The following is an 18,335-nucleotide window of genomic DNA, read 5'->3' on the forward strand; positions in this document are numbered from 1 at the left end:
AGGGTGAAATTATTTAATGTGTTTCACTTGCCTGATCTTTTGTAGTAACAGAACCTGGTTCATTTTAAGGCAGCTCCATACCCGAATGAAGGCGGACGATCTGTTTTATTTGCTGACAACGTTTGTAATTTCATTGCAGGATCGATCACTACAGGCATTGCAAATTTTCATTATATCAACTCCTGCAATTGTATCGATTGCTGCTTTTGATACTGTTTCATACGACAACAATACAATGAAACGATGCAAACAATCCTGCTGACCATTTCCGTTTTGATTCTTATTGAGTATATTTACAGCCTCTAACATAATCCTTTGAACAGACTTGCCTTTTCTCATCACCTCTGTTATTGAATTTCGAGTGTTAACCTGATGCACATCTTGTGCTGATTAAACTTATGTTATGAGAACTCCGCTATTGTTGAGCCTTTTGTTGTTTGCACTTTGTGTAACAGCAGTAACTGTAAATGCCCAGGAACCCGGAGCATTGCATAATCCGAAGATTGACTTGAACATCAGTCCGCTACATAACAAAAAAATAAATCCTGAATACAGTCACGGTATCAATCCGCAAAAAAACAGGAACATCAATCCGGTTTTTAATAAAGAGATCAATCCGGTTGAAAGCAGCAGCATCAATCCAAAGCTGAACGACGAGATCAACCCTCTCAAGAATCAATTGCTGAATCCATTATTGTATAAAAATCTATATCCAACCAGTGCAAACTGGAGAGGTCTATATATTTACGACGGAAAAGACAATCTGACGGGTTACATTACGAGGCCGTCAAAAGATGTGTTGATCTGTTTTGATTTGAAAGGAACCTGGACTTGTTATTATGTGCTCACAAACGTGGGAACCTACAACCATTTTGATATGAATGGAGAATGGACCGGTGATTATATTTGTTCAGATTCAAATGCAGGCTTCAATGTATTTAATAAGGAAGGCGTTTGGACCGGGAAGCATATCAAATAAAATCAACGTAATTCCTTTGCCCACGCCTGTGCAGTTGCAGCGATCGATTCAACATCCTGCAGCTCCATACACTTGAAATGTTTTTTCGGGCAGGCATCATGACCAATTTTTGAGCAAGGCCGGCAACCAAGATCGTTTACCTGGAATTGAGCAGTTGTAACCGGATTGTTTCCATAATAAGGCGTCATACCAAATGCCGGAACAGTATTTCCCCAAACGCTGATAACGGGTTTCTTCAATGCGGCAGCAATATGCATCAGCCCGGTATCATGACTGATGATGAGTTTTGCTTTACGTACAAGATCAGCACTTTCGTTGATCGAAAATTTACCGCAGGCGTTGTAAATTTTTATGTCGTCGATCGCTGCAATTTCATCGCCAGCTGCTTTATCGTCTGGTCCGCCCAGCAACACAATTGGATGCTGCAAAGCGGCGCATAATTTTTGTAATTGATGTACCGGTAATTTTTTGGTTGCATGTGCTGCACCAATTACCAAACCAATGTATCCCAACGCATGTGCATGTGGCAGATCTTCCTGTTTGGTTTCTTCATCGCCTGGTATAAAATAATCTAATCCCTTTCCATCATTTTTTACGCCGAATGATTTTACCGTATCAAAACATCTGTCAACAATATGAACCGCCGGCATACGGTTGATCTTTAAATTCGTCAATAACCATTTCTGTACATTCAGTTTATCAAACGAAAACGATTTTACTTTCAGTTCTTTCTTGATCTTTAAAGTTCGAATGTTACGATGCAGATCAATGATATAATCGAACTTCTCTTCCTTTAATTGATGCAGCAGCAGATCCCAATCGTTATTGAGATAATGAAACTTATCGACGTAGGGATTCGACGCAATGACTTTGTGAAAACTAAACTTGGTGAGATAATGTACTTCAGCATCGGGCACCTGTTGTTTTAAACAACGAACTACCGGTGTGGTTAACACAATATCGCCGATGGAACTGAATCGGATGATTAGAAATTTCATTTGTTGAAGTTCATGGTTGATGGATCATAGTTCATGGTGCTATACTATGAACTATCAACTATACACTATTAACTTTTCTACGGCAACATCTCCTCGCCTTCTACGTAGTTCAAATCTTTATGAAACGTTTCTTCTGTAAAGTAAGCTGCTACTAATGTAACACTGATCACTACAGCGGCGGTAACAATACCACTTTGTGTAAGGCCCCATCCCCATGATTTCTGAAACAGGTTGAGGAACATTAAATTCATCAACGGCAATGCACCACGTACCATATTTGGAATAGTGGTGGCAGCAGTAGCACGAAGATTTGTTCCAAACTGTTCTGCACCCATTGTAACAAAAATGGCCCAGAAACCTGTACTGAAACCAAGCAATGTGCAGATGGCGTACATCGCCGTATCCGAACTGTTCAGTGGCGAAAAGAACAATGCAATTCCAATGATCGTGAGTCCGTAAAATAAAAACAACGCTTTCTTTCTGCTTTTGAAATACTGACTTACAAAACCTATGAGAATATCACCGATCGCAATGGCAGCATAAGCAAACATGATGGCCCGTCCGCTATCGATCTTTGTATCACCATAAAATTCTTTCGCAAAGCGGTTACTGAGATTCACCAATATCCCGATCACATACCAGGTTGGTAATCCAATTAAAATGGCCAGTATATATTTACGAAAACGGGTAGCGTTATTAAAGAACATCAGGATGTTTCCTCTCGATACATTCTTATCTTTCACTTCATTAAACATTCCACTCTCGGCAACGCTCACACGAAGTAAAAGCAAACCGATACCGAGTCCGCCGCCAATTTTATAACAAAGCCGCCAATCATCCGTAAACTGATAGGTGAAATAAGCAAACACGGCACCAAACAATCCGATGCCTGCTACCAACGATGTACCGATGCCTCGTTTATTTTTGGGTAGCAATTCACTTACCAATGTAATACCTGCACCTAACTCACCTGCCAAACCAATGCCTGCCACAAAACGGGCATAGGCATACTGATCAACAGTTGTAACAAACCCTGTAACAAAATTGGCAACGGAGTATAATAAAATAGAACCGAAGAGAACGCTGAGTCTTCCTTTCTTATCACCAATTACACCCCACAGTATTCCTCCAATTAACAGCCCAACCATTTGCCAGTTGATGATCTTTGTACTGGCAGCGATCATGGCAGCGGTATCGGCTTTATCAACTCCAACGCCAACTACACTTGGCTCACGTACAATGGTGAATAACAGCAGATCATAGATATCTACAAAATACCCAAGTGCTGCTACAATAACCGGTAACGATAAAACAGAGGTTGATGGGCGGGCAAGCATAGCAATAATTATTCAGCTTTGGTTTCAGGCCTTTTGGCTTTTTTTCCGAAGAAAAATTTCCAAATAACAGGAGCCGTTGTAACCGCAATAATAATAATGATGATCAATTCCAATTTATCTTTCAACTCAATGCCAAACTGGTTCTTTACCCATATCTGCAAAAAGTGACCTGCAAAGATCATACTCACCACCCAGGCAATTGAACCTGCCACATTGTAGAATACAAATTTTTTGCGATCCATATTTACGATACCGGCAACGATCGGTGCAAAGGTGCGTACGAACGGAAGAAAACGTGCAAACACAATGGCACCACCACCATACTTCTCATAGAAATCATGTGCCTCATGAAGGTAACGTTGCTTGAACAGAAAATTATCTTTCCAGTTATACATAGCCGGACCAACTTTACGGCCCGTCCAATAGCCAACAAGATTACCCAATATACCTGCAAATGAAATCAACGCACAAAGAATGATCAATTCCAGCCACTCATTATTAACTGAACCCATGCCGATGATCTTCATAAATTCATGCGACAGATTGGTGCTGTAAATACCTGCAACAAACAATAAACTATCGCCTGGAAAAAAGAAACCAAACAGCAAACCGGTTTCAGCAAAAATGATAAAGAGCAACAACCACAATCCGCCATATTTAATATAAAACATGGGGTTGAGGATATCTTTCCACGTAAAGTGCTTTTTCAATTCAACTGTTGCTCCTTCGGTTAAATCAGCAACAGCAATAGTTTTTGAATCGTATTCAGCACCGGCGAATGTAACCGAGTCGGCTGCATTTAGAGAGAGTGTAACTGATCCGTCTTTCGCCGTTTTATACTCTACACCATCTAATGTAAACACATCCGCTGTTGCTTCATATTGATTCATTACACGCACACTCACCTGCTTTTGTGCAACAAGTGTATTCATTCCTGTTATCATTAACAACATCATCCCAAACTGTATCAATCTTCGTTTCATGTTTCGTAAATCTGTTTTATCGATCGTAATTATTATTTGAAAGCTTATTATCCATGATGACCATGATCGGCATGATGGTGACCGTGATGTGTATCATGATGATGTCCATGCCCATCATGCAACTCGCCTTCCCATTTGCTTACAACAGATGTTGCCAATGCATTTCCTACTACGTTGGTTGCACTGCGGAACATATCGCAGAAGTGATCGATCGGGAGAATCAAGGCTACACCTTCCGGTGGAATATTGAACATAGCACATGTTGCCAACACTACCACCAACGATGCACGTGGCACGCCGGCAATACCTTTACTGGTGAGCATCAATACAAGTAACATCACCAGTTGTGTACCAAGATCAAGGTGGATACCATATGCCTGTGCAATGGCCAAGCTTGCAAAGGTCATATACATCATACTGCCATCGAGGTTAAAAGAATATCCAAGCGGCAATACAAATGCAACAATTTTATCCTTACAACCAAAGCGCTCAAGCTCTTCCGTTAATTTCGGAAATACAGCTTCGCTGCTGGTAGTACTAAAAGCAATGAGCAACGGTCCACTGATACGGCGCAATAATACTTTCATGCGGTGTGGCCCGAGAATTAAAAATCCTACACCTATTAAAAGAAGCCACAGAATTGCAATACCCAACAGAAAGTATAAAAAGTAAATAAGATAAAACTGGAAGATGCCCAACCCCTTTGCTGCTACTACTGCTGCCAACGCACCAAATACACCAATGGGTGCAAAGTTCATGACATAGTTCACCATTTTCAAAATGATGTGCGACGCAACATCCAATGCTTTTACCAGGGGCTTGGTGTAATCACCAATGGCTGCTGCGGCAACACCAAAGAATATAGAAAACACAACGATCTGCAGTATCTCGTTCGTGGCCATCGCTTCAAACAAACTCTTCGGAATGATATGCTCAACAAAATTCTGTATAGAGAAGGTAGATGTTTTGGTCATCAGGTCTTTTACACCTTCTGTATCGGCCTGGCTAAGATCAATATAAGCACCCGGCTTAAATACATTCACCAACAACATTCCTAATAATAAAGATGCAAGCGATGCTGTAATGAACCAAAGTAAGGCTTTACCACCCACTCTGCCCACAGCTTTCAGATCACCCAGCTTCGCAATACCCACCACCAATGTACAGAACACCAATGGTGCAATGATCATTTGAACCAGGCGAATAAAGATGCTGCTCAGCAGTTTGATGTTTTTGGAAAAGCTTTGAATCGTAGTGTCAGATGCTGAAATGTGGACGATATAACCTACCACAATACCAAGCACCATTGCAGCCAGAATGTAGATCGTTAACCTGTTTCCTTTACCCATGGGCTTTCTTTAAATGAGCCGCAATATACGGCTTTCGGGTTGCACAGATGCTCCTCTAAACCGTTAATAAATCTTTTGATGGTTATTTGTAATAAATCTCTATTTTTCCGGCTTATTACTGTTAGTACATTAAAATCTATAACCAATCAAGTATGAGTTTATTTGCAAAGAAACCATTAGATCAAATGCTTGCACAGGCCGAAGGAAAAGGCTTGAAGCGTACCTTGGGTGCAGGTAATTTGGTGGCACTGGGTATTGGTGCCATTATTGGAGCGGGGCTGTTTGTTCGCACGGCTGCTGCTGCCGGACAAGCTGCTGGCCCGGCCGTTACCCTTTCATTTGTTGTTGCAGCCGTTGGTTGCGCATTCGCCGGATTATGTTATGCTGAATTTGCTGCAATGATTCCTATTGCAGGTAGTGCATATGCTTACAGTTACACCACCATGGGCGAATTAGTGGCATGGATTATTGGCTGGGCATTAATTATGGAATATGCTCTTGGTGCAGCCACCGTTTCTATTGCGTGGAGTGAATACCTGAATAATTTATTGGGCGGATCAATACCGTATGAATGGTGCCACTCCCCTTTTGAAGCATTGCATAAAGTAACAGGTGATGCGGTCAATCAAATTGTTGCGGTTATGCCGGATGCTGTTAAATCAGTGAAAGATGGTGTGCTTGTTTTAAGTGAACGACAATTTGAAGCATTACCTGCCAACCTTACTCAATCAGTAGAAATTACGAAAGGCATTATGAACGCTCCTGCATTGATCATCCTTTTATTACTCACACTCTTATTAATTAAAGGATCGCAGGAATCAGCTTTTGTAAATATGATCATTGTATTTGTAAAAGTGGCGATCGTTTTATTATTCATTGGATTTGGCTGGCAGTTCATTAAACCCGAAAATCATACGCCTTATATGATTCCGGAAGGAACAATAGGTCATGAAGGTTTCTTCAAATGGGGATGGGGCGGTGTATTAGGTGGTGCTGCAATTGTGTTCTTTGCGTTTATTGGATTTGATGCTGTAAGTACAGCAGCACAGGAAGCAAAAAATCCGAAAAGAGATATGCCGATTGGTATTCTTGGATCACTAGTAGTATGTACCATTTTATACATTTTATTTGGCCATGTACTAACTGGTGTTGCCAATTACACCGAATTTAACACAGCCGGTAAAGAAGCTTCTGTTGCATATGCAATTCAAACTTATATGAAAGGATATGAGTGGCTGGGCACAAGTGTTACAGTTGCAATTCTTGCAGGTTTCTCATCAGTTATCTTGGTGATGCTGATGGGCCAAAGCCGTATCTTCTATACCATGAGTAATGATGGACTGATCCCGAAAGCATTTGGCGAACTGCATCCAAAATACAGAACACCTTACAAGGCAAACTGGATCTTGTTCATTTTTGTAGGCTTGTTTGCAGCCTTTGTTCCGGGCAGTGTTGCTGGAGACTTAACAAGCTTCGGAACATTGTTTGCATTTGTATTGGTAAGTATAGGTGTTTGGATATTACGAGTAAAATCACCAAACATCGAACGTCCGTTTAAAGCACCATTGGTACCTGTTGTATCTACACTTGGTGCACTTATTTGTACAGGTATGATCGTAGCATTGGATGCACAAACGCTGAAAGTTGCTTTTGGCTGGATGGCTGTTGGCTTGGTTGTGTACTTTGTGTACAGCCGCCATCATAGCAAACTCAAAAACTTTACGGAGATATTACCACACGCTTCTGATTTTGAGCGTAGGGAAAAAGAATAATCAACGCTTTGTTTTATAAAAACGTCCCGCTAATTGGCGGGACGTTTTTTGTTAACAGGCATTACCCTAAATTTGCGCCCTGACCTCACCCCTGCCTTTGCCGGCAGACAAATGGTGAAACGAGGTACTGAAGCCTGTTATTAAGAATTTAAAACAAAGAACTTAAAACTGTTTTTTAATGGGACGGATTTTTGAAGTAAGAAAGAGCAGCATGTTTGCCCGCTGGGATAAAATGGCAAAGAACTTTACTCGTATTGGTAAAGAAATTATTATTGCTGTAAAAGCCGGTGGTCCTGATCCTGCTACGAATGCTGCACTGCGTCGTTGTTTCCAGAATGCAAGAAGTGTGGGCATGCCCAAGGATCGTGTAGAAGCAGCCATTAAACGTGCACAAGGAAAAGAGCTGGTGAACTATGATGAAATTTTGTATGAAGGTTATGCACCGCATGGCGTTGCTATACTCGTTGAAACTGCAACTGATAATCATGTACGTACTGTAGCGAATGTAAAAAGTCATTTTACAAAAGGGCACGGTTCAATGGGCAACAGTGGCAGTGTAAGCTTTCAGTTTAAAAAATTAGGTGTGTTTAAACTGAAGCCGGAAGGATTGAATGCAGAAGATCTGGAACTTGAGTTGATTGATTTTGGCTTGGAAGAACTGGGTGAAAGTACCGGTGAAAATGGCGAAGAAATTTTGGTGGTACGTTGTGCATTTACTGATTTCGGCAATATGCAAAAAGCACTGGAAGAAAAAGGTATTACTCCCATCAGTGCCGAACTGGAATGGCTTCCTTCCACAACTGTGCCTGTCACTGACGAACAGGCGGAGGATGTAAGTAAATTAATTGAACGCCTTGAACAGGATGAAGATGTGCAGAAGGTGTTTCATAATATGGGGTAATGAAAGTGCGAAGTACAAAGTTGGAAGTATGAAATAAAAAACGAGAGGCTGCAATGTTCAGCCTCTCGTTTTTTTTATACAATCCTCTGCTATCTTTAATGAATGGAATACCCCGATCGACTGGTTTTGTTTGATGGCGTATGTAACTTCTGTAATTTCTGGATCCAATTTGCGCTGAAAAGGGATAAAGAAGGAAAGCTGCTATTTGGTTCACTACAGGGTGAAACAGCGAATCGTATTTTACCTGATCACAATATTGATCCCTGCATAATTACTTCTGTTATTTTCATTGAAGATGGCATTGCTTACCGTGAATCAACTGCAGCATTGAAAATATGCCGTCATTTAGATGGTGGTTGGAAATTATTGTACGCACTCATCATCATTCCCGCATTTCTTAGAGATGGTATTTATAAATGGATCGGCCGAAACCGTTATAAATGGTTTGGCAAACAGGAAAGCTGTATGTTGCCAACAGCAGAGCAACGTGCAAGGTTTGTGGATTGAAAGACGACAGACAATAGACGACCACATCCTGATTCTCACGACTAACCACTCACTACTCGCCTCTTATCTCAAATTCCCCTTTCATATAAAACACACATTCACCTCCCATCATTACACGCTCGGCATTTTTCTGTTCGCAAACCAAATCACCACCACGTTTGCTCAGCTGTTTTGCCATCATTTTTTTCTTATCCAGTTTTTCACTCCAGAAAGGAATTAATTGTGAATGTGCGGAACCTGTTACCGGATCTTCATCAATACCTGCAGATGGTGCAAAAAAGCGTGAAACAAAATCAACTGTATTCCCTTTGGAAGTCAGGATCACCATTTCACCGGTCTTCTTCATTGCAGTAAAATCAGGTTTCGCATTGATCACTTCTTCTTCAGTTGCCACTTCGATCAACAGGTCACGGTATTTGTAGGCACCAAGTATTTCTTTAACGCCCAAAATTTCTACGATGCCGTCGGGGTAATCGCTGATACGTTCGGGTTTCCAGGAAGGAAAATCCATTTCATAGTTGGTACCATTTTTTTCTACAGTTAGCAACCCGCTCTTTGAACTGAATGTTACAGATGGTTTTGTATAATCAAGTTGTGTGTACAATACAAATGCACTTGCCAACGTAGCATGGCCACACAAATTAATTTCAAGCTCGGGAGTAAACCAACGGATATCATAATCTGCTCCTTCCATTTGTGATGGCACAAAGAATACTGTTTCAGCAAGATTATTTTCCATGGCCAGCTTCTGCATCAATTCATCATCGATCCATTTTTCTAACGGAACAACAGCTGCCGGGTTTCCTTTGAACAACGTTGATGTGAATGCATCAACCTGGTATAAATTCAATTTCATATAGTCTTTTTAGAAGTATGCAAATTAGGAAAGTATCGTTGACATAAATATGTGATTTTGCTACAACGATGTGAAGGAATTCCTAATAAAAACGTGGCAACGCCAACTTGAACCGCACAACAATAATGCGAAAGGCAACAATAAATACAATAGCAATGATCGTTGCAAAAGGACTGAACATATCAACCTTTAACAACAGCAGATAAAGTATTCCACCCAAAATAGAAACAGAAGCATAAATTTCTTTACGGAAAACGAGTGGCACATTGTTGAGCAACACATCTCTTATTACACCGCCAAACGATCCGGTGATGGTGCCCAATGCTACACAAATACCCGGACTGAATTGCAATTGCAACCCTTTCTCTACGCCAATGAGTGTAAACAGGCCAAGACCAAATGCATCAAATAAAAACAAGGTGCTTGTAAAACGTTTGAGATAATTACCGAAGAACATGGTGCCGATAGCAGCTGCAATAATTACAACAGTTGTTGTTCCATTTTGTAACCAGCCGACGGGTGTATCACCGATCAACACATCACGCAATGTTCCTCCACCAATTGCTGTAACAAACGAAAGTATGATAACACCAAAGGGATCAAGTTTTTTCTCCATTGCAGAGAATGCACCTGATACAGCGAAGGCGAAGGTTCCGAGTATGTCGATGATGGAAAGGAAAGACATAATTGTGAATGATCAATGGTGAATAAAAATAGGCAATGAGTTTTGCTAGACTTGAGAAACATTGTAACTATTCGTCAGACGTGGGCGTCAGACGATGTTCACTCACCACTCACGATTCACCACTCACATTTATTCCCTCATCATCTCCTGCAACACCGTCATGATCTCTTCTACATTTGGTTTGCTGAAGTAATCACCATCGCTACCATATCCCGGACGATGTGCTTTACCTGTGATTGTACGTGGAGCAACATCAAGATATTTGTAACCGCCTTGTTCTTCCATTACTTTATTGAACATATAAGCAGCTGCACCTCCGGGTACATCTTCATCAATGAAAGCGATGCGGTTTGTTTTCTTTAATGATTCAAGAATAACATGATCTACATCAAACGGCAAGAGTGTTTGCACATCAATGATTTCACAACTGATGCCGAAACGTTCAAGCTGTTGTGCTGCATCATCAATAATGCGGAGAATAGATCCGTATGATACAATGGTAATATCTGTTCCCTGTCTCACCACTTCCGGCACACCCATCGGTACCGTGAACGATGAAAGATTAGAAGGCAGTTTTTCTTTTAAACGATAACCATTCAAACATTCGATGACCAAGCCCGGTTCATTACTTTGTAACAATGTATTATACATGCCCGTAGCCTGCACCATGTTACGTGGAACGCACACATACATTCCCCGAAGACTGTTGATGATCATCCCCATTGGTGAACCGCTATGCCAGATACCTTCGAGACGATGACCTCTTGAACGAACGATCAATGGTGCACTTTGTCGGCCTGCTGTACGGAATTGCAGCGTAGCAACATCATCAGTGAGCGGTTGCAACCCATACACTAAATAATCGAGGTATTGTATTTCAGCAATGGGACGTAAGCCACGCATAGCTAAACCAACACCTTGTCCCATAATCGTTAACTCACGAATACCGGTATCAAAGATTCGGTGTTCACCATGCCTGGCTTGCAAGCCGGCAAAACCTTGGTTCACATCACCAATAAATCCGAGGTCTTCGCCGAAAGCAACCACTTTCGGATTCGTTGTAAACAATTGATCGAAATAGCGATTCAGAATTTCATAACCATTCAATGTGGTTGCATCGGCAGCGTAATCTGCTTTTATTTCAGCCACTTTCATGGCACTGCCTGCACCTTCTTGGTACAGATGCGAATTATACAGCGACACATTTTCTTTTTGCAACCTGCTGTATAACTCGTTGGCACTTGTTCCTGTAAGACCTGCAATGGAAATACTTTTGAAGAGTGCACTCATTACATCTCTACGGTTTGGTTCTCTGTTGGCTTCCAACTCACGAAGCAATTTTTCAACCTCTGCATTGTTTGCAGATGAAACAGCCGATTGACGTAATGCAGAGGCAACTTCTTTCACCTGTTCTTTAATGGGTGATTCGTACTCAATCCATGCTGCATTTTTTTCATTGCGAACAAACTCTTTTATTTCACGCTCAACCAAACTCAACTCCTCTTCAACAGCAAGATTGTTTTCAATGATCCACTCTTTCATTTTCTTGATACAATCCCAATCACGCTCCCATTGCAACCGATCTGTTGTTTTATAACGCTCATGGCTACCCGAAGTGGAATGGCCTTGCGGCTGGGTCACTTCTTCTACATGAAACAAAGCAGGTGTATGTGTAGTACGTATCTTTTCAATGCCGGCTTCAAACACTTCGCACATGCCGGCATAATCCCACGCTTTTACTTTATAAATTTCAATACCATTAGTGCCGTCTTTTTTCTGAAACCCTTTTAATGCTTCTGAAATAGAGCCTTTGGTTGTTTGATATTTTTTAGGAACAGAAATACCATAGCCATCATCCCACACAAAAACCGCTAACGGTATTTGTTGTACAGCGGCGGCGTTCATCGTTTCCCAGAAATGTCCTTCGCTGGTAGATGCATCGCCAATGGTGGCAAAGCATACTTCATTTCCTTTATTTGAAAGTTCTGTGAATGATTTTAAGGGATCGGAATGACGGAATAATTTAGATGCCAACGCCAACCCAACCGACCGTGGCATTTGTGAAGCTGTTGGCGCCATGCCCGATGTAAGATTTTTACGGTTGACCAGATCAAGCACCTCGCCGTTTTCATCAACCAATGCCGTTGCGAAATGCGAATTCATTTGCCGGCCGGCGCTATGCGGATCATGCGATGTATCTGGATCTGCATACAATTGTGCAAAAAATTCCTTTACCGTAGCCGCTCCCGTTGCAAAAGCAAAGGTTTGATCACGATAATAACCACTGTAAAAGTCGCCCGGCTGGAAAAACTTAGCCATTGCAAGCTGTGGTACTTCTTTCCCGTCACCAAAAATGCCAAATTTGGCCTTTCCGGTTAATACTTCCTTACGGCCGAGCAAGCTCGCCTCACGGCTGAGGCAGGCCATTCGGTAATCCTGCAATACTTCCTGGCGAAAATGCTCAAACGAAAGTTGCTGCAGTTGGAGGCTATCGGTAGTAGTTGATCCCATGGGGCAAAAATAAATGTTTTGAAGGCACGTTAACACTTGTAAGCTGCTTTGGTGAAAACAAGCCTTGGGTTGTGTAAAAATCAAAGGGATTTTATAAGGGGCAACATCAACAAAGATGTGGCAAAACCTGTTTGATAATAAAATTTTGTGAAAGGCAACCCTTCGGGGTTATGAACTGTCTGTAGTTATGCTTACTTTTACAAGCACAATAAACGCTTTTATGAAAAAACAAATACTTACCCTTACAATTGCTTCCTTTATGGCTGTAGCCGGCATGGCGCAAAGTCATGATGGCCATAACCATTCGACCCAAACACCGGCAGCTCCCAAGGCCGAAGCGATCAAGTTTTCTGAAACAACATTTGACTTTGGAAAAATACCGCAAGGCAAACCGGTAACACACATATTTACTGTTGAAAATATTGGTGCGGACTCGTTAAAAATTGATAATGTTCAGGCATCCTGCGGTTGCACCACTCCTGAGTGGACCAAGACTCCAGTGGTTTCCGGCGGTAAAACAACTATCAAAGTAGGTTACAATTCAGCGGCAGAAGGTGCTTTTGATAAAACCATCACCGTTTATTACAATGGCGGACAGGTAAAAGTGCTCAACATCAAAGGAACCGTTTGGAAAACAGCCGACCAATCGGCTCCAACAAACCAAGCATTAAATATCTTTAAATAACATAAATAACCAAATACAATGAAACAGTTCATGATCGCCTTTGTGGCACTCTTTGTTTTTACAGCGGTAAATGCACAAAGCAAAAAACCGGCTGATGTTGTAAAGTTTACCAGCGAAACAGTTGACCTTGGCAAAGCAAAACTCAACAGCCCTGTTACCGCCACGTTCACGTTTACCAATACAAGCAGTGCTGATATGGTTATTGAAACAGTAACTCCGGGTTGTGGCTGTACAAAATCAGATTATACAAAAGAGCCCATCAAACCAGGCAAAACAGGAACCATCACGGCTACATACAATGCGGCAACACCAGGCAAATTCACAAAATCAGTACGTGTGAAATTTTTAGGTGTTGATGAAGAGCAGGTGTTGAATATACTTGGCGTAGTTGAACAGTAAAAAATAACGTATCAATCTTATCGATAAGTCTCTCGTTTTTTCGGGAGACTTTTTTATTTCTGTCCAACGAAAAGAAACAACGCACCCTATCTTTGCGCACATATGTTAGCAATCAGTAATCGTGGCAACCAAATGCCCGCTTCCCCCATCAGAAAATTAGTTCCTTTTGCTGAAGCAGCTAAAAAAAGAGGAACCAAAGTATTTCATCTCAATATTGGTCAACCCGATATTGAAACACCACCTGCCATTTTGGATGCAGTGCGGAATGCCGATATTAAAGTACTGGAGTACAGCCATAGTGCCGGCAACGAAAGTTATCGTCGCAAATTGGTACAGTATTATCAAAAAGTGGGCATTGATGTAAATTATGATCAGATCATGATCACCACCGGTGGAAGCGAAGCCATCCTGTTTGGATTTTTTACCTGTTTGAATCCGGGTGATGAAGTGATCGTGCCGGAACCGTTTTATGCCAATTACAATGGCTTTGCCTGTGCTGCGGGTGTCAACGTCATCCCAATCACGTCACATATTGAAACCGGTTTTGCTTTACCGCCTATAGATGAATTTGAAAAAGTAATTACGCCTAAAACAAAGGCCATTATTATTTGCAGTCCTAATAATCCAACCGGGTATTTGTACAGCAAAGAAGAAATGTATAAGCTTAAAGATATTTGCCTGAAACATGATCTGTATCTCTTCAGTGATGAGGCATACCGTGAATTTTGTTATGATGGAGACTATGTAAGTGCATTACACATTGAAGGGTTGGAACAACATGTGGTGTTGATGGACACCATCAGCAAACGCTACAGTGCCTGTGGTGCACGCTTGGGAGCGTTGGTTACAAAAAACAAAGCGGTGTACGATGCTGCAATGAAATTTGCACAGGCCCGTTTGAGTCCGCCCGGTTTGGCTCAGATCATGGGTGAGGCCGCCATTGATTTACCCGAAAGTTATTTTGAAGCACCGAAAGCGGAATATCTCTCCCGCAGAAATTTATTGGTGAAACGATTGAATGCAATGTCCGGTGTGGTTTGCCCCAACCCCGGTGGTGCATTTTATGCAATGGCGAAACTACCCATTGATGATTCAGATAAATTCTGCCAATGGCTGCTGGAATCATTTTCTTACAAAGGACAAACTGTTATGCTTGCACCAGCCACTGGTTTTTACGGTACACCCGGTCTTGGTAAGCAGGAAGTAAGGCTGGCCTATGTGCTCAATCTTACTGCACTGGACCATGCCATGGATTGTTTGGAAGAAGCCTTGAAAGTTTATCCGGGAAGAACTGAAATTTGATTTCAAAAGTTACCTGCATTTCTCTATTTTTGCAGCCCCAAATAGGCCGGGGTAGCTCAGCTGGTTAGAGCATCGGATTCATAACCCGAAGGTCGGCAGTTCAAGTCTGCTCTCCGGTACAATACAGTCCCGCTTTTTGCGGGACTTTTTTATTTCTATATATATCATCGTTTCAACAACATCAACACCGAACCTACTAATGTAAGTAACAGCACCATCTTCCTGTAATGCAGGTCTCTTATTTTTTCTGTTAAGCGGATACCAAGTAAAAAGCCAAGTATCAATGCAGGCAATAATACAAGATCGGTTTGCAATGTTTGAAAAGTAATATTCTTCCAATAAAAAACCTGGAACGGAAGTTTAAATAGATTCATCACTAAAAAGATCCATGCAGCCGTACCAATAAAATCATTCTTCGGTAAACGCATTGCAAGAAAATATAAATTAGCAAATGCACCAGCAAGGTTGCCGATCATGGTAGTAAAGCCTGCTGCTAACCCTGTGCCGGTTGCAAACAAAGGGTGTTGCGGCACCGATGTTGATCTCCGAAATTCTAACCATAATACAATGGCAACTGTGACCACAATAATAACAGCCATTACTTTGCGAAATACTGCTTCATCCATATCTTTTCCCAAAAACACACCGAGTAAAATACCGATCATCATCCATGGAATTAGTTTCCAAAAATGTTTCCATTGTGCATGGCGGTTGTAATACGATACTGCACCAATATCAGCCACACATAACAACGGCAATACAATACCGGTTGATGATTTGCCTCCAAGCACCAATGCCATAATAGTTACAGCTAACATATCCACTCCTTTAAGTCCGCCTTTGGCCAAGCCAATAGCGAACGAAGCTACAAGAATGAATACCCAATGTGAAACGGAATACAATGAGAAGATGTCCATGAATTGTAAAGAAACGGAAAATCCAATAATGCGTTAGCCTCGAAATAGTTTCCATAACCGCTCCTTCACTTTTTCTGCATTCGGCAGCATCGCAGCTTCCAATCCTGTATTCATTGGTACTGCCGGAAGATTCAACGCTCCCATTACTTCAACCGGCATATCAAGCCATTGAAAACAATTGTAACTGATGCGATGCGCCAATGCTTCTGCAAATGAATTATTCTGTTGCTCTTCAGTAAGCACCAAACATTTACCATGTTTTTTTACAGTTGAAAAAATCAACTCTTCATCCAATGGAAAAAGTGTGCGCAGATCAATTATTTCTACTGCACCATCAAATTGTTTCGCCGCCGCCGCCGCCCAATAAACCCCCATGCCATAGGTAATAATGCAACAGCTTTCACCTTCTTCAATCAGATCTTCATCTGCCGCTACGGCAATGCGTGCTTTCCCTAACGGTAATAAATAGTCGCTGGAAGGCTCTGCTGTTTTTGCATCTTCCGTTCCGGGTACTTTACTCCAATACAAACCTTTGTGCTCAAGCATTACTACCGGGTTCGGATCGAGGAATGCTGCTTTCATCAAGCCTTTCATATCGGCTGCATTCGATGGATACACGATCTTGATCCCTTTAATACTCAGCAAGGTTGATTCAATACTTCCGCTATGGTAAGGACCGCCACCACCATATGCACCAATAGGTACACGTATCAGCGTTTGTATCGGAAATTTTCCACAGCTTAAATAAGATGACTTTGAAATTTCTGTTACGAGTTGATTGAGCCCCGGATAAATGTAATCAGCAAACTGAACTTCCACGATCGGCTTTGCACCAACTGCACTCATTCCCACTGTTGATCCAATAATATATGCTTCCTGTATTGCAGTATTAAATACACGATGGTCACCAAACTGTTCGGCCAATGTTGCCGCTTCACGAAAAACACCGCCAAGTCTTCGTCCTACATCTTGTCCGTAGACCAATGCCTCCGGATACTCCTGCATAATTTCACGGATCGCAAACAACGCCGCATCCACCATCACAATTTTTTCTCTGCCAGCGGGCGATCTTTCACCTGTTTCTTTTGTAACAGGTGTTGGCACAAATACATGTTGCTCCACCGTTGACGGATCAGGTTCTGCAGCGGCAACTGCTTTTGCAAAATCATCTGCTACTGTTTGCTTTGCTTCATCAAAGACCTGTTGCAAATCTTCTTCGGTTATGCCACACTGTAAGCAAATTTGTTTCAGCTTTGGAAATGGATCATCTGTATAATGTTGATCAAGATCTTCTTTAGTTCTGTAAAATTCTTTCCGCACACCACTTGTATGATGATTCAACAAAGGCACATAGGCCTGTACAAGATAGGGCTCCTGGTGTGTGCGCACATGATCAACCACATGTTGCATGGTTTCAAATGCTTCTGTAAAATCACTTCCATCGCAACGAATGCGATGCATACCCGGAAACCCACCTGCGTATTCATAGGCATCCATCGCTCTTGCTTCTTCAGCACTAACACTGATACCCCAGTTATTATCCTGCACCAAATAAATGATCGGTAATTTTTTCAAAACAGCAAACTGAAATGCTTCACTCACTTCTCCTTCAGTAATACTTGCATCCCCTAACGAGCAAACAACAACAGGCAATTGTCCGTCACTTGTTTTTTTGAATTGATCCGATTTGATCTGTTGCAGATATTTCAATCCCTGTGCCACACCGGTCGTAGGAATTACCTGAATACCTGTAGCACTGCTTTGATGAATAATGTTTGGCTTATCTGTTCCTCTGTAATTAGGATGCGAATAATATTCCCGGCCTCCTGTAAACATATCATCCGCTTTTGCGAGCAACTGCAACATAAGTTCGTAAGGTTCAAACCCAAGCCCCAGCAACAAGCTTTCATCACGGTAATAAGGGCTTACCCAATCGGCAGCGGTTAGTTGAAATGCAGTTGCCAGCTGTATGGCTTCATGTCCACGGGAAGTTGAATGTACATATTTGCAAACGGAACGATTATTTTCATATGTTTCTGCCATGTGCTGCGCATAACACATGAGTTTGTAAGCCTTTCGTAAAATTTCCTGGTTCATCATTCGCAAGCAATTGAATTGCAAAATAAGGGGAACTAAAACAAAAAAGCCATCCTG

At 41.7% G+C, this 18,335-nt stretch carries 16 protein-coding genes and 1 tRNA gene; 8 read left to right on the top strand and 9 right to left on the bottom strand.

Annotated elements, in window-relative coordinates:
- The first annotated feature begins 403 nt into the window (after positions 1-403).
- Entirely contained in the window at positions 404-979 is a 576-nt protein-coding gene (locus WG989_RS20655) for a hypothetical protein (RefSeq protein WP_340432039.1), read from the top strand.
- Positions 980-981: 2 nt separating this feature from the next.
- On the opposite strand, the gene WG989_RS20660 is transcribed toward WG989_RS20655, so the two are convergent.
- From WG989_RS20660 to WG989_RS20675, 4 genes are all read right to left on the bottom strand, one after another.
- A complete protein-coding gene (locus tag WG989_RS20660) occupies positions 982-1,977 on the bottom strand; it encodes a glycosyltransferase family 9 protein (protein ID WP_340432041.1) in 996 nt (331 codons plus the stop codon).
- A 77-nt stretch (positions 1,978-2,054) separates the two neighbouring features.
- On the bottom strand, positions 2,055-3,314 hold the full coding sequence (locus WG989_RS20665; RefSeq protein WP_340432043.1) for an MFS transporter: 1,260 nt from the start codon (positions 3,312-3,314) through the stop codon (positions 2,055-2,057).
- 8 nt (positions 3,315-3,322) lie between these two features.
- Positions 3,323-4,297, bottom strand: coding sequence for a DedA family protein (locus WG989_RS20670; RefSeq protein WP_340432044.1), 975 nt, complete (start codon positions 4,295-4,297; stop codon positions 3,323-3,325).
- A gap of 47 nt (positions 4,298-4,344) precedes the next feature.
- Entirely contained in the window at positions 4,345-5,646 is a 1,302-nt protein-coding gene (locus WG989_RS20675) for a dicarboxylate/amino acid:cation symporter (RefSeq protein WP_340432045.1), read from the bottom strand.
- 152 nt (positions 5,647-5,798) lie between these two features.
- Between WG989_RS20675 and WG989_RS20680 the strand changes: the two genes are divergently transcribed.
- The 3 genes from WG989_RS20680 (at position 5,799) to WG989_RS20690 (ending at position 8,826) form a co-directional block, all read left to right on the top strand.
- Positions 5,799-7,418: an amino acid permease gene (locus WG989_RS20680; RefSeq protein WP_340432047.1), complete on the top strand. Its 1,620-nt coding sequence runs from the start codon at positions 5,799-5,801 to the stop codon at positions 7,416-7,418.
- A 178-nt stretch (positions 7,419-7,596) separates the two neighbouring features.
- Positions 7,597-8,319: a YebC/PmpR family DNA-binding transcriptional regulator gene (locus tag WG989_RS20685; protein WP_340432049.1), complete on the top strand. Its 723-nt coding sequence runs from the start codon at positions 7,597-7,599 to the stop codon at positions 8,317-8,319.
- Between the two features lie 102 nt (positions 8,320-8,421).
- On the top strand, positions 8,422-8,826 hold the full coding sequence (locus WG989_RS20690; RefSeq protein ID WP_340432050.1) for a thiol-disulfide oxidoreductase DCC family protein: 405 nt from the start codon (positions 8,422-8,424) through the stop codon (positions 8,824-8,826).
- Positions 8,827-8,878: 52 nt separating this feature from the next.
- Here the strand turns inward: WG989_RS20690 and WG989_RS20695 are convergent, their stop codons facing one another.
- The 3 genes from WG989_RS20695 to WG989_RS20705 form a co-directional block, all read right to left on the bottom strand.
- Complete coding sequence (locus tag WG989_RS20695; protein WP_340432052.1) at positions 8,879-9,682, bottom strand: PhzF family protein; 804 nt, start codon at positions 9,680-9,682, stop codon at positions 8,879-8,881.
- An 82-nt stretch (positions 9,683-9,764) separates the two neighbouring features.
- Complete coding sequence (locus WG989_RS20700) at positions 9,765-10,367, bottom strand: trimeric intracellular cation channel family protein (protein ID WP_340432054.1); 603 nt, start codon at positions 10,365-10,367, stop codon at positions 9,765-9,767.
- A 129-nt stretch (positions 10,368-10,496) separates the two neighbouring features.
- A complete protein-coding gene (locus WG989_RS20705; protein ID WP_340432055.1) occupies positions 10,497-12,878 on the bottom strand; it encodes an alpha-ketoacid dehydrogenase subunit alpha/beta in 2,382 nt (793 codons plus the stop codon).
- Positions 12,879-13,098: 220 nt separating this feature from the next.
- Between WG989_RS20705 and WG989_RS20710 the strand changes: the two genes are divergently transcribed.
- From WG989_RS20710 to WG989_RS20725, 4 genes are all read left to right on the top strand, one after another.
- Complete coding sequence (locus WG989_RS20710; RefSeq protein ID WP_340432056.1) at positions 13,099-13,563, top strand: DUF1573 domain-containing protein; 465 nt, start codon at positions 13,099-13,101, stop codon at positions 13,561-13,563.
- 18 nt (positions 13,564-13,581) lie between these two features.
- Positions 13,582-13,962 (top strand): DUF1573 domain-containing protein, encoded by a 381-nt coding sequence (locus WG989_RS20715; RefSeq protein WP_340432057.1) that lies wholly within the window; start codon positions 13,582-13,584, stop codon positions 13,960-13,962.
- Between the two features lie 102 nt (positions 13,963-14,064).
- Positions 14,065-15,264, top strand: coding sequence for a pyridoxal phosphate-dependent aminotransferase (locus WG989_RS20720; protein ID WP_340432058.1), 1,200 nt, complete (start codon positions 14,065-14,067; stop codon positions 15,262-15,264).
- Between the two features lie 45 nt (positions 15,265-15,309).
- A tRNA-Met gene (locus WG989_RS20725) sits at positions 15,310-15,383 on the top strand.
- Positions 15,384-15,428: 45 nt separating this feature from the next.
- Here the strand turns inward: WG989_RS20725 and WG989_RS20730 are convergent.
- A complete protein-coding gene (locus tag WG989_RS20730) occupies positions 15,429-16,181 on the bottom strand; it encodes a sulfite exporter TauE/SafE family protein (protein WP_340432059.1) in 753 nt (250 codons plus the stop codon).
- Between the two features lie 33 nt (positions 16,182-16,214).
- On the bottom strand, positions 16,215-18,281 hold the full coding sequence (locus WG989_RS20735) for an alpha-ketoacid dehydrogenase subunit alpha/beta (RefSeq protein WP_340432060.1): 2,067 nt from the start codon (positions 18,279-18,281) through the stop codon (positions 16,215-16,217).
- Positions 18,282-18,335 lie beyond the last annotated feature (54 nt).

It is taken from the genome of Lacibacter sp. H407 (assembly GCF_037892605.1).
Taxonomy (GTDB): Bacteria; Bacteroidota; Bacteroidia; order Chitinophagales; family Chitinophagaceae; genus Lacibacter.